Annotated in this window: 16 protein-coding genes and 1 tRNA gene; 9 read left to right on the top strand and 8 right to left on the bottom strand. The window is 70.9% G+C overall.

The annotated features are described in order from the left end of the window. Nucleotides 1-26: 26 nt before the first annotated feature. Nucleotides 27-635 carry a hypothetical protein gene (locus ABD127_RS10575; RefSeq protein ID WP_344201003.1) on the bottom strand — a complete coding sequence of 203 codons (609 nt, stop codon included), beginning with the start codon at nt 633-635 and terminating at the stop codon, nt 27-29. Between the two features lie 174 nt (nt 636-809). On the opposite strand from ABD127_RS10575, the gene ABD127_RS10570 reads away from it, so the two are divergent. After that, complete coding sequence (locus tag ABD127_RS10570) at nt 810-1,295, top strand: CarD family transcriptional regulator (protein ID WP_229054815.1); 486 nt, start codon at nt 810-812, stop codon at nt 1,293-1,295. A gap of 365 nt (nt 1,296-1,660) precedes the next feature. On the opposite strand, the gene ispF is transcribed toward ABD127_RS10570, so the two are convergent. Beyond that, complete coding sequence (ispF, locus tag ABD127_RS10565; RefSeq protein WP_344200999.1) at nt 1,661-2,128, bottom strand: 2-C-methyl-D-erythritol 2,4-cyclodiphosphate synthase; 468 nt, start codon at nt 2,126-2,128, stop codon at nt 1,661-1,663. 74 nt (nt 2,129-2,202) lie between these two features. Here ispF and cysS point away from each other — a divergent pair, with 74 nt between their 5' ends. Genes cysS through ABD127_RS10550 form a run of 3 tightly spaced genes read left to right on the top strand, consistent with a single transcriptional unit; the run spans nt 2,203 to nt 5,087 of the window. Next, on the top strand, nt 2,203-3,612 hold the full coding sequence (gene cysS, locus ABD127_RS10560) for a cysteine--tRNA ligase (RefSeq protein ID WP_344200996.1): 1,410 nt from the start codon (nt 2,203-2,205) through the stop codon (nt 3,610-3,612). Beyond that, a complete protein-coding gene (gene rlmB, locus ABD127_RS10555) occupies nt 3,612-4,556 on the top strand; it encodes a 23S rRNA (guanosine(2251)-2'-O)-methyltransferase RlmB (protein WP_344200994.1) in 945 nt (314 codons plus the stop codon). The genes cysS and rlmB overlap by 1 nt, the downstream gene beginning before the upstream one ends. A gap of 51 nt (nt 4,557-4,607) precedes the next feature. Next, entirely contained in the window at nt 4,608-5,087 is a 480-nt protein-coding gene (locus tag ABD127_RS10550; protein WP_344200991.1) for an SRPBCC family protein, read from the top strand. A gap of 7 nt (nt 5,088-5,094) precedes the next feature. On the opposite strand, the gene ABD127_RS10545 is transcribed toward ABD127_RS10550, so the two are convergent. Further along, a complete protein-coding gene (locus tag ABD127_RS10545; protein ID WP_344200989.1) occupies nt 5,095-5,358 on the bottom strand; it encodes a hypothetical protein in 264 nt (87 codons plus the stop codon). Nucleotides 5,359-5,363: 5 nt separating this feature from the next. Beyond that, nucleotides 5,364-5,597 (bottom strand): hypothetical protein, encoded by a 234-nt coding sequence (locus tag ABD127_RS10540; protein ID WP_344200986.1) that lies wholly within the window; start codon nt 5,595-5,597, stop codon nt 5,364-5,366. A gap of 103 nt (nt 5,598-5,700) precedes the next feature. Here ABD127_RS10540 and ABD127_RS10535 point away from each other — a divergent pair, with 103 nt between their 5' ends. After that, entirely contained in the window at nt 5,701-6,942 is a 1,242-nt protein-coding gene (locus ABD127_RS10535; RefSeq protein WP_344200984.1) for a hypothetical protein, read from the top strand. Nucleotides 6,943-6,946: 4 nt separating this feature from the next. Here the strand turns inward: ABD127_RS10535 and ABD127_RS10530 are convergent, their stop codons facing one another. Both ABD127_RS10530 and ABD127_RS10525 read right to left on the bottom strand, forming a co-directional pair. Then, nucleotides 6,947-8,245, bottom strand: coding sequence for a D-arabinono-1,4-lactone oxidase (locus tag ABD127_RS10530; protein ID WP_344200981.1), 1,299 nt, complete (start codon nt 8,243-8,245; stop codon nt 6,947-6,949). Further along, entirely contained in the window at nt 8,242-9,423 is a 1,182-nt protein-coding gene (locus ABD127_RS10525) for an alanine racemase (RefSeq protein WP_344200978.1), read from the bottom strand. The genes ABD127_RS10530 and ABD127_RS10525 overlap by 4 nt, the downstream gene beginning before the upstream one ends. Nucleotides 9,424-9,472: 49 nt before the next feature. Between ABD127_RS10525 and ABD127_RS10520 the strand changes: the two genes are divergently transcribed. After that, nucleotides 9,473-9,545, top strand: a tRNA-Thr gene (locus tag ABD127_RS10520). 77 nt (nt 9,546-9,622) lie between these two features. Here the strand turns inward: ABD127_RS10520 and ABD127_RS10515 are convergent. Next, a complete protein-coding gene (locus ABD127_RS10515; protein ID WP_344200975.1) occupies nt 9,623-10,309 on the bottom strand; it encodes a GAF and ANTAR domain-containing protein in 687 nt (228 codons plus the stop codon). A gap of 134 nt (nt 10,310-10,443) precedes the next feature. On the opposite strand from ABD127_RS10515, the gene ABD127_RS10510 reads away from it, so the two are divergent. Then, nucleotides 10,444-10,884: an ATP-binding protein gene (locus tag ABD127_RS10510; RefSeq protein WP_344200972.1), complete on the top strand. Its 441-nt coding sequence runs from the start codon at nt 10,444-10,446 to the stop codon at nt 10,882-10,884. Between the two features lie 41 nt (nt 10,885-10,925). Here the strand turns inward: ABD127_RS10510 and ABD127_RS10505 are convergent, their stop codons facing one another. Continuing rightward, complete coding sequence (locus tag ABD127_RS10505) at nt 10,926-11,135, bottom strand: hypothetical protein (protein ID WP_344200970.1); 210 nt, start codon at nt 11,133-11,135, stop codon at nt 10,926-10,928. A 133-nt stretch (nt 11,136-11,268) separates the two neighbouring features. Here ABD127_RS10505 and egtB point away from each other — a divergent pair, with 133 nt between their 5' ends. After that, a complete protein-coding gene (egtB, locus tag ABD127_RS10500) occupies nt 11,269-12,540 on the top strand; it encodes an ergothioneine biosynthesis protein EgtB (RefSeq protein ID WP_344200967.1) in 1,272 nt (423 codons plus the stop codon). Then, complete coding sequence (gene egtD, locus ABD127_RS10495) at nt 12,537-13,520, top strand: L-histidine N(alpha)-methyltransferase (protein ID WP_344200965.1); 984 nt, start codon at nt 12,537-12,539, stop codon at nt 13,518-13,520. Before egtB ends, egtD begins: the two co-directional genes overlap by 4 nt. The last annotated feature ends 33 nt before the right edge of the window (nt 13,521-13,553 follow it).

Genomic DNA, 13,553 nt, shown 5'->3' with positions numbered 1-13,553 from the left:
GCCCCTCGTCGTCGGTTCGGAGCGGGTCAGTGACCGCCCTCGGACTCGCCCTTCTCGGCGGCCTTGTCCATGGCGTCCTGGCCGGACTTCTTGAGGTTCTCGGCCGCGTCGCCGCCGGGCGGCAGGGCCACGTCGGCGTAGATCTCGTTGCGCGCGACCGACGGGATGTTGATCGCGATCTCGCCAGCGTCGGCGAAGGTCAGCGTGAGCGTGTAGTACAGCCCGACCGGCTCGATGCCGAACACCGTGTAGATCTTGCTGGGGAGACGCTGCGTCTCGTCGTCGACCAGGCCCAGGGTGCGGGCCTCGCCGGGCGCGATGACCAGGTCGTCGGAGTCGCTGCTCGCGACGGCCAGCTCGATGCCGTCGCTGCTCACGAGCGTGACCGACGTGAGTCGCTGGTCGGTGTCGGTCGTGTTGATGAGGGTGGCCGACAGGGTGGCGCTGCCGTTCTCGCCCGTGACGAGCAGGCCGCCGAGCACCTGGACGTCGGCGTCGCGGTCGTCCGCGCCGATGCTGGCCTGGTACTGCTGGTTGGTCTGGGCGTTGAAGCTGGTGCCGCAGGCACCCGCGGTCAGGACGAGCGCCACGACGGCGGTCGCGGTGAGAGGTCGGCGGTGGCGATCGAGACGCACGGCGAGGGCCTTTCGCGGGGGGCGGGCAACGGGGCCGATCCTAGCGAAGAGAGGTGACCGGCCGCCCACCGACCGCCGAGCGCGCGGGATGCGCGGCGTCCGTCATGAAAAACGGCCAAGAGCGACCTGAGTACCCCGTGGTAAAGTGGGTTCTCTAGGAAAGGTGCGTCCTCCATGACTTTTACGGTCGGCGAAACGGTTGTCTACCCCAATCACGGGGCGGCAGTCATCGAAGACATCGAGACCCGAAAGATCAAGGGGGAGGACCGCGACTACCTGGTGCTGCGCATCATTGCGCAGAACGACCTCGTCGTTCGCGTCCCCGCCTGCAACCTCGACCTGGTCGGGGTGCGTGACGTCGTCGATGCCGACGGTCTCGAGAAGGTCTTCAGCGTGCTGCGTGCCGAGCACGTCGAGGAGCCGACGAACTGGTCGCGCCGCTACAAGGCCAACCTGGAGAAGCTGCACTCCGGCGACGTCATGAAGGTCTCCGAGGTCGTCCGCGACCTCTGGCGCCGTGGCAACGACCGTGGCCTCTCCGCGGGCGAGAAGCGCATGCTCGCCAAGGCCCGTCAGATCCTGGTCTCCGAGCTCGCGCTCGCCGAGAACACCAACGAGGACAAGGCCGAGGCCCGCCTCGACGAGGTCCTCGCCAGCTGATCTGCCTCACAGCACCACTCGACCACCGCGCGGTTCGCCGCCGGTGGTCGAGTCGTTGGTGGGGGTGTTCGGCCTAGAGTCGTGGCTCGCGACAAGCAGGCATGGACCAGCGGCCTGGCCGCGGCTCCACGCAATTCGGGGGTTTGTGGTCGCTCCAGCAACCGCGACCCCTCGACCTTCGTCGCTGGCCGACGGAGTTCGGGGGTTTGTGGTCGCTCCGGCAACCGCAATCCCTCGACTTCCGACGTCAGCGGTCACCTGACGGTCGGCCTGGGCGAACCGTGCTGGTCCATGCCGCTGTTCGACCGAACCTGAGGGAAAACGGCCTTCCCGACCCCTCAACCCTCAGACCGCGTCCCGCCACCTCAGGCGTCGAGCAGCAGGGCGGTCGCGATCGCCGCGACGCCCTCGCCGCGACCGGTGAGCCCGAGCCCGTCGGTCGTGGTGCCCGAGACGCTCACCGGGGCCCCGATCGCGGTGCCTAGCACCTCCTGCGCCTCGGCCCGCCGCGTGCCGACGCGCGGCGCGTTGCCGATGACCTGGACGGCGACGTTGGCGATCTCGAAACCCGCGGCACGCACGCGGGCGGCCGCCTCGGTGAGGAACTCGACCCCGGACGCGCCGGCCCGGCGCGGGTCGTCGACGCCGAACACCGAGCCGATGTCGCCCAGGCCCGCCGCACTCAGCAGCGCGTCGACCATCGCGTGGGCCGCGCAGTCGCCGTCGGAGTGCCCGTCGAGGCCCTGATCGGCGTCCGCCCAGTGCAGTCCGGCGACCCACAAGGGCCGCCCGTCGACGAGCCGGTGCACGTCGGTGCCGATCCCGGTTCTCATGGCTCGATCATGCCGCACCGGCGCCGCTGGCCGGGCTGGCCGGGCCGGGCCGCCGGGGCCGATAGGCTGGGGCAATGCCCGTACGCCTCTACGACTCCGCCAGTCGGCAGACCACCGACCTCGTGCCGGTGGTCCCAGGACGCGTCAGCATCTATCACTGCGGCCTGACGGTGCAGGGTCCGCCGCACCTGGGGCACATCCGCAAGGAGGTCGTCTTCGACGTCCTGCGGCGCTGGCTCGAGCGGGCCGGCTACGAGGTCTCGATCGTCGCGAACGTGACCGACATCGACGACAAGATCATCGCCAAGGGCGCCGAGCAGGGTCGTCCCTGGTACGCGGTCGCCTACGAGAACGAGCGGGCGCTGCACGCCGCCTACGAGGTGCTGGGCTGCACGCCGCCCACCTACGAGCCGCGCGCCACGGGCCACGTGCCCGAGATGATCGAGATGATGCAGACCCTGATCGAGCGCGGCCACGCCTACCCGGCCGACGACGACTCGGGCGACGTCTACTTCGACGTGCGCTCCTGGCCCGCCTACGGCGAGCTCAGCAACCAGAAGGTCGACGACATGCAGGCGGCCGAGGACGCGCCGCCGGAGGGCAAGCGCGACGCCCGCGACTTCGCGCTCTGGAAGGGCCACAAGCCCGGCGACCCGGAGTCGGCCTCGTGGCCCACCCCGTGGGGTCGCGGTCGGCCCGGATGGCACCTGGAGTGCTCGGCGATGGCCGCGAAGTACCTCGGCCACGAGTTCGACATCCACGGTGGCGGCCTCGACCTGCGCTTCCCGCACCACGAGAACGAGCTGGCCCAGTCCACCGCGGCCGGCCAGGCGTTCGCGCGTCGCTGGATGCACAACGCGATGCTGAACCTCGGCGGCGCGAAGATGTCCAAGAGCGTCGGCAACACCCTCGCGGTCAGCGAGGTCGTCAAGCGCTTCCCCGCGATCGCGGTGCGCTACTACCTGCTCGCGGCCCACTACCGCTCGATCATCGAGTACTCCGAGGAGGCGCTCGCCGAGACGGCGGTCGCGTTCGAGCGCATCGCCGGCTTCGTCACGCGCGCCGCTGAGCTGGTGGGCCCGGGCGAGCCCGGCGACGTCCCGGCGGAGTTCGCCGCGGCGATGGACGACGACCTCTCGGTGCCGGCCGCGCTCGCGGCGCTGAACGGCGTGATCCACCGCGGCAACGGACAGCTCAACTCCGGCAATGAGTCCGGCCTGGCCGCCACGCTCGCCGAGGTGCGAGGCATGCTGGACGTGCTCGGCGTCGACCCGCTCTCGCCGGTCTGGGCCGGGCAGCAGAACGCCTCCGGCACCGACGCGGCGCTCGACAGCCTGATCGGCGACCTGCTCGGGCAGCGCGCGACGGCGCGCGCTGACAAGGACTTCGCGGCGGCCGACCGCGTGCGCGACCAGCTCATGGCCGCCGGGATCGAGATCGAGGACACGCCGCACGGCCCGCGGTGGTCCGTGAAGGGACTCTGATGCCAGGGAACAGCCAGCGCCGAGGGGCGGTCAAGAAGTCCGGCAAGGGCAACCCCACTGCCGGATCGGGCGGCAGGCGCCGCCAGGGCCTGGAGGGCAAGGGTCCGACGCCGCGTGCGGAGGAGCGCCCGAACCACAAGGCCTACAAGATCGCGAAGGCGGTCGACAAGCGCCAGGCCGCGCGGCCCAAGCGCAAGGCCACCGACGGCGGGCCCGAGTGGGTCGCCGGCCGCAACTCCGTGCTCGAGCTGCTGCGTGCGAAGGTCCCGGTCTCCGGGCTCTACGTCGCCGACGGCGTCGAGCGCGACGAGCGGCTGCGCGAGATCTTCCGCCTCTCCTCCGAGCAGCACGTGCCGCTCCTGGAGATCACCCGCCCCGAGATCGACCGGCTCACCAACGGTGCGGTGCACCAGGGCATCACGGCCAAGCTCAACGCGTACGAGTACGCCCACCCCGACGACCTGCTGGACCTGGCCGCCGAGCGCGGCGAGGACCCGCTCGTGATCGTGCTGGACGGCGTCACCGACCCCCGCAACCTGGGCGCAGTCGTGCGCTCGGCCTCGGGCTTCGGTGCGCACGGCGTGGTCATCCCGGAGCGTCGCTCGGCCCAGATGACGGCCTCGGCCTGGAAGACCTCGGCGGGCGCTGCTGCACGCGTGCGGGTGGCGCGGGCGACCAACCTGACCCGCCAGATCAAGGCGTACCAGGAGGCGGGCCTCATGGTCATCGGCCTGGCCGCCGACGGCGACGTCTCGCTGCCCGACCTCCAGCTCGCCGACGGGCCGCTCGTGGTCGTGATCGGCAGCGAGGGCAAGGGCATCTCGCGCCTCGTGGCCGAGAACTGCGACCAGCTCGTCAGCATCCCGATGGCCTCCGACCTGGAGTCCCTCAACGCAGGTGTGGCTGCGGGCATCGCGCTCTACGCGATCTCCCAGCAGCGCTGAGCCGTCCTGCGTCGGCGCGCGGTCCACGCCGCGCGCCCGCAGGATGGGTGCATGACCTGGTTCGAGACGAGCAGGACCTCCGAGGCCGTCGTGACGGCCGACCGCGCTGCCGTGTGGGACGTGCTGGTCGATCCGGCCGCGATCGCCGACCTGACCCCGCTCGTGGAGCGCATCGAGGTCGATGGTGAGCACTGGCGCTGGCAGCTCCAGACGATCCCCGGCCTCGGCGTCAGCATCGCCCCGGCGTTCACGGTGCGGCTCGTGACCGACGAGCCCCACCGCATCGAGTTCGTGCACGACCCGCCGGAGGGGCGCCGCGAGCGCTCGGGCGTGGAGGGCGTCTACCTGCTCGACGAGGTCGATCAGGGGACGCACCTGAAGATCGACCTCACGGTGCGGGTCGACCTTCCGCTGCCGCGGCTGACCAAGCCCGCCGTCACGACGTCGATGCAGGGCGTCCTGGCGTCGATGGGGAAGGGCTTCTCGTCGGCCCTCCTCGAGCGACTGGGAGCGCAGCAGCTCGACGCCTGACCAGACCTCAGACGCTGGAGTAGCGCTGTCGTGCTGCTTCCCCGCTCGTGCCGAGCGTGACACCGATCTTCGCCCAGGAGAGATCGACGGCTCGCGCGGCCTCGACTGCCGCTGCGACATCCTTCTCGGCCTGGGCTCGGCGGAAGACTGCGAGCTGGAGTGCGAGCTCGGGGGAGAGGCGCTGTTCCTCGCCCCCGGTCGGCTCGTACGCTTCGAACGCATCGGCGTACTTGTCAGCGTTGTCGATCAGTTCTTTCAACGACTTCGGCATGCATCTCACCTCGCGTACTTGTCTCGTGCTGGACGCATCGCATGAGCGATGACGAGTGCCTCGTGCCAGTGGACCAGCCCCACCTCGATCAATGTTCCGTCCGTCGCCGGTCCGATGACCATGGTCATGTCGTCGGCCTGCTGGAGGTTGAGCACGGGCCACCGGAGCGCATGGAGCATGTCCTCCTCGGAGACGCCGCGACGATGCGCGGACTCGAGGATGATGGGCTCGCTGCGCACCGCTGCAAGTTATCTTGCCACACCGATCACCGGCATGTCACGATCCACAGGTCGCCATAGATGGAATTGACAATCGTTCTCAGGAAGTGATGGGGTAACGCCCATGAACCTTCCTGCTTCCCGCAACCCCCTGCGCCGCCGCCACGCGGCCGTGCTCGGCGCCCTGGCGCTCGGCCTGGCCGCCTGTGGCGCCGACACCGACACCAACGAGGCGACCGAGGCGGCCGCCGAGCCGGTCGAGGTCGACCACGCCGAGCCCCGCCTGGTCGTGGCCTACGAGGACCACGTCGAGGTCTTCGACGCCACCACCATCGAGTCCAAGGGCAGCATCGAGACGACCTCGGCGCCCTACGTCCAGACCGCCGCCGACGGGCGTCACGTCTTCACCCTCGCCCACAACGACGAGACGATCGGCCTGATCGACTCCGGCACCTGGACCGAGGCGCACGGCGACCACGGCCACTCCTTCACGCTCGACCCGAGCGAGACCGCGCTGGAGCTCGACCACCTCTCGTACCACGCCGTGAGCGACGACGAGCGCAGCGTGATCTGGTACGACGATCTCGGCGCCTTCGGTGTGCTGGACCACGACGAGCTCGAGGGTGGCAAGGTCGAGCCCCAGCTGTTCGAGATCGGCGAGCCGCACCACGGCGTGGCCGTGCCGACCGCTGACGGCGGCTTCCTCGCGACGGTCTCGGCCGACGGCGAGGCCACCGGCGTGGCGGTGCTCGACGCGACCGGCGCCGAGATCAACCGGTTCGAGACCTGCCCCGGCCTGCACGGCGAGAGTCACGTCGGTGAGACGGGCTACGCCTTCGGCTGCGGCACGGGCATCCTCGTCGTCGACGGTGGCCAGGCTCGTTCCATCCCGTCGCCCGTCGAGGGGGCCGGCACCGGGACGCTCGCCTCGGACCACGAGAGCACGGTCGTGGCCGGCGCCCTGTCGGCCGAGGACCAGCCCGAGCTCGCCTCGCAGCTCGCGCTCTACGACACGGCCGCAGGCACGTCGCGCGCCGTCGAGCTGGGCGCGCCGTTCAGCAACCTCGTGGTGAGCGAGGGACGCGCGATCGTCATCGGTACCGACGGTGCGCTGCGGGTCGTCGACCTGACGACCGGCGAGGTCACGACGGTGCCCGCGATCGCCGAGTGGGAGAAGACCGACGACTGGCAGGAGCCGCGTCCGTACCTCGCGGTCGCCGGTGACACCGTCTGGATCACCGACCCGCAGGCCGGAGCGATCCACACGCTCGACCTCGCGACGAGCGCGCTGGAGACCGTCGAGGTCGACGGTGAGCCGGGTCGCCTGGTGGTCGTCAACGCCGACCACGCCGGCCACGACCACTGACGAGTCAGCTGCCCAGCACCTGCCTCAGGTAGGCGTTGGTGAACCGCCGCTTCGCGTCGAGCTCCTCGCGGATCGCGAGGAACTCCCCGAAGCGGCGGTACCGCGTCGCGAAGTAGTCGGCCCCGAGGGTGTGCATCTTTCCCCAGTGGGGGCGTCCCTCGTGGGCCGTGAAGATGTCCTGCGCCGCGGCGAAGTACGTCGTCGGATCGGTGCGGTGGTACTGGTGCACCGCGACGTAGGCGTTGTCGCGCTCGTGTCCGGTCGACAGCCAGACGTCGTCGGCCGCCGTGAAGCGGACCTCGATCGGGAACGAGACGAGCTCATGGCGGGCCGTGAACCAGGCCTGCAGCTCCTCGATGACCGCGGGCAGCGCAGCGCGGGGCACGGCGAACTCCGACTCACGGAAGCGGACGCGCCGGGGTGAGACGAAGACGTCGTAGGAGTCCGAGACGTAGGTGCGGGCGCCCAGCATCGAGCCCGAGATCGCGTTGACGCGAGGGATCACCGACGGACGGCGAGCCGCGACGCGCTGCACTCGCTCATAGACCGTGTTCGACAGCAGCTCGTCGTCCCACCAGTGCCGGAACCGGCCCAGCGGACGGGGCGCGGTGCCCCCGGGGACCCGGGCGTTCCGCTTGAGCAGGGCCTTCTCGGTGTGCGGGAACCAGTAGAACTCGGCGTGGTCGTAGTCGTCGGCCAGCTCGTCGAGGCGGCCGACGAGGTCGGGCAGCTCGGCGGGCTCCTCGCGGGCCTCCAGCAGGAACGCCGGGACGCAGCGGAGCGTGACCTCGGTGACGATGCCGAGCGCCCCGAGACCCACCGGCACGGCGCGGGCCCAGGGGTGGTCGGCGCCGACCTCGAGCACCTCTCCGTCGCCCGTGACCAGCTGCACCGCGTCGACGGCCGCCGCGATGCCGTGCAGGCGCCCGCCGGTGCCGTGCGTGCCGGTCGAGATCGCTCCGGCGACCGACTGCGGGTCCACGTCGCCCAGGTTGGGCAGCGCGAGCCCCAGCGCCTTCAGCTGCGGGTTGAGCTCGTGCAGCGAGATGCCGGCCTGCACCCGCACCAGGCCCGTGGTCGTGTCGTGGTCGAGCACCCGGTTCATCCGGGACAGGCTGAGGCAGATCCCGTCGGTCGCCGCGATCGGCGTGAACGAGTGGCCGGCGCCGTGCGCCTTGACCGTGACGCCCTCGCGGGCCGCGCGAGCCACGATCGCCTGGACCTCGGCGGTCGAGGCGGGGTGCTCGAGGGCCACGGGCGAGCTGCGGACGTTCCCGGCCCAGTTGCTCCAGGTGGTGGTCATCCGAAGTTCTTCCCCTCGCCGCGGTAGGTGGGGTGGGTCTCGACCTTGCCGCGGCCCGGCGCGTCGACGACGGCGACGGTATCGAACCGCTCGCACATCTCGCCGGCCTTCGCGTGACGGAACAGCACTCGGTCGCCCGGACGGAGCTGGCGGGCGGCGTGGCCCGTGACCGGTGTCTGGACCTCGCCGGTGCCCTCGGTGCCGATCAGCGAGAGGCCCTCGGGGAAGACCGGGGTCGGCACGCGGGAGTCGCCGGCAGGGCCGGACGCGACGTAGCCGCCGCTGAAGCACGTCGCGATCCCGCGGGCCGGCCGGCGGACGACGTCGAGGGCGAAGAAGGCGGCAGGTCGGGCCTCGAACGCGTCGTAGCCGTCGAAGAGGGTCGGACAGAACATCCCCGACCCGGCCGTGAGCTCGGTGATCGACGGATCGGCGCCGGTCACCTCGAGGCTGCCCGTGCCGCCGGCGTTGACGAGTCGCAGGTCGGTGACCGCGCCGACGGCGGCGACGACCAGGGAACGCCGTTCGGCCAGCTCGGCGGCCGACCGCTTCTTGACCAGGCGGACGGCCGGCGAGCTGTCCGGCAGGCCCGCGATCTGGGCGTCGTAGAACATCACGCCGGCGAGGTCGAACCCGGGACGCCGCGCGATCGCCTCGGCCAGGCGGCGGGCGTCCTTCACGCTGTGGACGGGGGAGCGGCGCACACCGAGGTGGATCGGTCCGAGCCGCAGCGAGGCGTCGACGTCCAGGCAGACCTTCACGGTCGGGTGGCGCACGCCCAGCACCCCGTCGATCGCGTCGAGGGAGTCCAGCGAGTCGACCATGACCGTGATCGCGTCGAGGCGGTGCTGCTCGGCGGCGAGGTCGCGCAGTGCGGGGGCGTTCACGGTGGGGTAGGCCAGCAGGATGTCGTCGTGGCCCAGGTCGGCGAGCCAGACGCTCTCGGCCAGCGAGTACGTCATCAGGCCGCGGAACGCCGGGTCGGCCAGGGCCCGGTCGATGACGGAGCGGACGCGGACGGACTTGGTGGCGACGCGGATCGGCACGCCGTCGGCGCGGCGGGCCAGGTCGGCGAGGTTGGCCTCCAGCGCCACGCCGTCGAGCAGGGCCAGCGGGGCCGGCAGGTCGCGCGTCGCCCAGAGCAGATCAGCAGGGGGCAGGTGGGCGGCGTCGGTCATCGCCTCAGTATGCCCACGGCTACGATGTCGTGGGTGGTCTTGACCACGCGCCCCTGTAGCTCAGTTGGTAGAGCGCTTCTCTTGTAAAGAAGATGTCGCGGGTTCGACTCCTGTCGGGGGCTCCGTCGCAAGGGTGCTTCTCTTGTCAAGAAGATGTCGCGGGTTCGACTCCTGTCGGGGGCTCCGCGTCGCGGGGACGTCACACCCCGTTGAGCGTCTCAGGGCCCCGCGTGACGATGTCGCGGCAGATCTCGACCAGCTTGCGGTTGGCGTCCTGCGAGGTGCGAGCCAGCACGGCGAAGGCCTGGTCGGCGGTGACGCCGTAGCGCTGCATGAGGCGCCCCTGCGCCTGGCCGATGACCAGGCGGTTCGCGAGCGCAGCCTCCAGGCTCTCGGTCTGCTTCACCGAGGCGATCGCGGCGGAGACCTGCGACGCGAAGCCGAAGGCGTCGTCACGGTCGATCGGGCTGAAGCCGTCGACGTTCTCGGAGTAGAAGCCCATCGTGCCGTAGGTGCGGCGTCCGACGTAGAGCTGGATGCCGATCATGCTGCGCAGCTCGAGGTCGTAGGTCTTGGGGCCCCACCGCGGCCACCGCTCGTCACTGCTCAGGTCGGCGACGTAGATCATCTCGGTGTCGCCCAGGGCGTCGAGGATCGGGCCCTCGTCCAGGTCCCGCTGCAGGTCGACGCTTTGCCGGACCGCGTCGCTGGTGGCGGCCACGGTCGTGAAGGTCTTCTTGCCCTGCACGACGGAGATCTCGGCGCACTCGCAACCCGCGATCAGGTGGGTCGCGGCCTGCACCGCGTACTCCATCGTCTCCTCGAGGGTTCCCGCGCCGCTGAGGCCCCGTGGGACGTCACCGAAGCGGTCCGTGAAGTCGTTCATGAAGCGGCACTTTAAGACATCCCTCCGACGCTCGCACGGGGAGGATCGGGTGCTCAGGACGCGTGCCGGATCCGGTGCCTCCGAGTTCTCTTCTTCGGTGAGCAAGCGGGATCGCGACGGCTTATTCTCGACGTGTGAGCCGGTTCTGGACGCACGTCGACGACGATCCCTGCACGACCGTGCACCTGCCGTTCGACGTGACCGCGCCCCGGGCCGCCCGTCAGCAGATGGTCGACGAGCTCACGGCCGCTGGCGTGCGCGAGACGGTGATCACGGATGCGCAGCTGGTGCTCACCGAGCTGGTCGCCAACGCCATCGAGCACGGCAGGCCGAGCCGCCCGGACACGATCGAGATCGGGTGGTGCGTCCTCGCCGACCACATCCGCATCAGCGTCTGCGACGGCGGTGACGTTCGCGAGCTGCGGCCGCTGGAGTTCACCGACTCGAGCATCCGCGGACGAGGCCTCGCGATGGTCGACATCCTGTGCGATCGCTGGACCGTCGACACCGCGGCGGGCACGCGCATCACGGCCGAGCTCGACTTCTCGCTGGGTCGCGACCTCGAGGACGCCTGACGTCGGTCGAGGCCGGGTGCTGGCGCACGCGCCGGCAGGAATCAGTACCCGCTGTTCCAGCCGATGACGAAGAAGACGATCCCGGCGACGGCCGGGAGCACCGCACCGAAGACCACGACGAGCGCCCAGGCCCAGCCGGGCATGATCGGGCCCGATGACGGTGGGTGGGTGAAGAAGGGCCGGGGTGCCTGCGACGGGTCCTGGAACGGCTGCGGCTGCTGCTCGGGGGGCGGAGGTGGCGAGGACGTCATGCGGCATCGTGGCACGTGCTCGGGCCACCGCACGTGAGAACTGGGTGAACATCTGCTCGGGAGGCCGTGCGTGCCGTGCGCCTGTCAGTGGTCGTGCCTATCGTTGACCTCGACGCGAGGCGAGGAGTCGAGCATGGCCGAACCACGGTGGGACCCGGCACGACTGGAGGCACGCTTCGAGCAGGTGCGTGCGCACACCGAGTCGCTGGCCGAGCCCCTGTCGCCGGAGGACCAGACGGTCCAGTCCATGCCCGACGTCTCGCCCACCAAGTGGCACCGGGCGCACGTGACGTGGTTCTTCGAGACGTTCCTGCTCTCGGAGGTCGAGCCCGACTTCGCGCCCTTCCAGGACCAGTACTGGTTCCTGTTCAACAGCTACTACGAGGCCGTCGGCCCGCGGTACACCCGCGCCGACCGCGGCTTCATCACTAGGCCGGGTGCGCACGACGTCGGCCTGTACCGGCAGAACGTCGACGCCCGGGTGCGTGAGCTCATCACGCAGGTCGACGGTGGCACGCTCGACAAGCTCGGGTCCACGATCGAGCTCGGCTTCCACCACGAGCAGCAGCACCAGGAGCTGCTGCTGATGGACATCAAGCACGTGCTCTCGGTCAACCCGCTGCGCCCGGTGTACGCCGGCACGCCTTCTCCGCGCTCCGAGCCCGACACGATGGGATGGGTCGACGTCGAGGGCGGTCTCGTCGAGGTCGGCCACGAGGGCGCCGGCTTCAGCTTCGACAACGAGCTCCCGCGCCACCGCGCGTGGCTCGAGCCGTACCGCGTCGCCGACCGGCTCGTCACCAACGGCGAGTGGATGGAGTTCATGGCCGACGGCGGGTACCAGCGCCACGAGCTCTGGCTGTCCGACGGCTGGGCCAAGGTCAAGGCCGAGCAGTGGCGATCGCCGTTCTACTGGCGTGACGACGACGGCACGTGGTCCGAGCACACGCTGCACGGCACGCATCCGGTCGACCCGGGGCTGCCCGTCACCCACGTCAGCCACTACGAGGCCGACGCCTACGCCACCTGGCGCGGCATGCGGCTGCCCACCGAGCCGGAGTGGGAGCACGCGGTCGAGGCCGACGGCCAGGCCCACGCCACGACCGACGCCCCGGCGCTCCACGCCCGGTCCGCCGGGCCTGCCACCGGCCACCTGCGGCAGGTGCAGGGCGACTGCTGGCAGTGGACCTCGTCGGCCTACCTGCCGTACCCCGGCTTCTCGGCGCCGCACGGTGCCATCGGCGAGTACAACGGCAAGTTCATGTCGGGGCAGATGGTGCTGCGGGGCGGGTCCGCCCTCACGCCGCCGGGTCACGCCCGCCACACCTACCGCAACTTCTTCCCGGCCTCGGCGCGCTGGCCGATGACCGGAGTCCGCCTGGCCGACGGCGGGGCACCCGCGTGACCGGCCGGCCCGAGCCGGTCGTCCGCGTGGTCCTCGACCCGGAGCGCGCTGCGGGCAGCCTCGTGGCCGACGTGCGCAGGGGCCTGGGCTCCGCGCCGCGCACGCTGCCGCCCAAGTGGCTGTACGACGACCGTGGCTCGGAGCTCTTCGACCAGATCACCCGCCTGCCCGAGTACTACCCGACCGAGGCCGAGCGGCGCCTGCTCGTCGAGCACGCCGCCGCGATCGCCCGGGTGTCCGGTGCCACCACGGTGGTCGAGCTCGGCAGCGGCACCAGCGACAAGACCCGCACCCTGCTCGACGCGTTCACGGCGGCCGGCTCGCTGCGGCGGTTCGTCCCGGTCGACGTCAGCGAGGCCACTCTCCGCTCGGCGGCGCTTATGCTGGCGCAGCGGTACCCCGAGCTGGCGGTCGAGCCGCTCGTCGGCGACTTCACCCTGCACCTGGGCCACCTGCCCACGGGCGACCGCAAGCTCGTCGCCTTCCTCGGCGGCACGATCGGCAACTTCTACGTCGAGGAGCGGGCGGCGTTCCTCGGTGCCCTGGCCGACTCCCTCGATCCGGGCGACGCGCTGCTGCTCGGCACCGACGTCGTCAAGGACGCCGACCGCCTGGTCGCGGCCTACCACGACTCGGCCGGGGTCACGGCGGAGTTCATCCTCAACAGCCTGACGGTCCTGAACCGCGAGCTCGGCGCCGACTTCGACCTCGACGCCTTCGTCTACGTCCCCTTCTGGGATCCGGCGATGGAGCGCATCGACATGCGGTTGCGCGCCGAGACGCCGCAGCGGGTCACGCTGCCGGGCGCCGACCTCGTCGTCGACATCGCGGCCGGCGAGGAGATCCGGGTCGAGATCTCCACCAAGTTCCGCCCCGAGAACCTCCGCGACGAGCTCGCCGCCGCAGGGTTCTCCGCCGACCCGGCCCACCAGTGGACCGACGGCGACTTCGCCCTCACCCTCGCCCACCGCCTCCCCTGACGGACGACCGCTCGCGAGTGGATTCCCGCCCCT

It is taken from the genome of Aeromicrobium alkaliterrae (assembly GCF_039529015.1).
Lineage (GTDB): Bacteria > Actinomycetota > Actinomycetes > Propionibacteriales > Nocardioidaceae > Aeromicrobium > Aeromicrobium alkaliterrae.
This window is presented reverse-complemented; position numbering and strand designations above follow the sequence as displayed.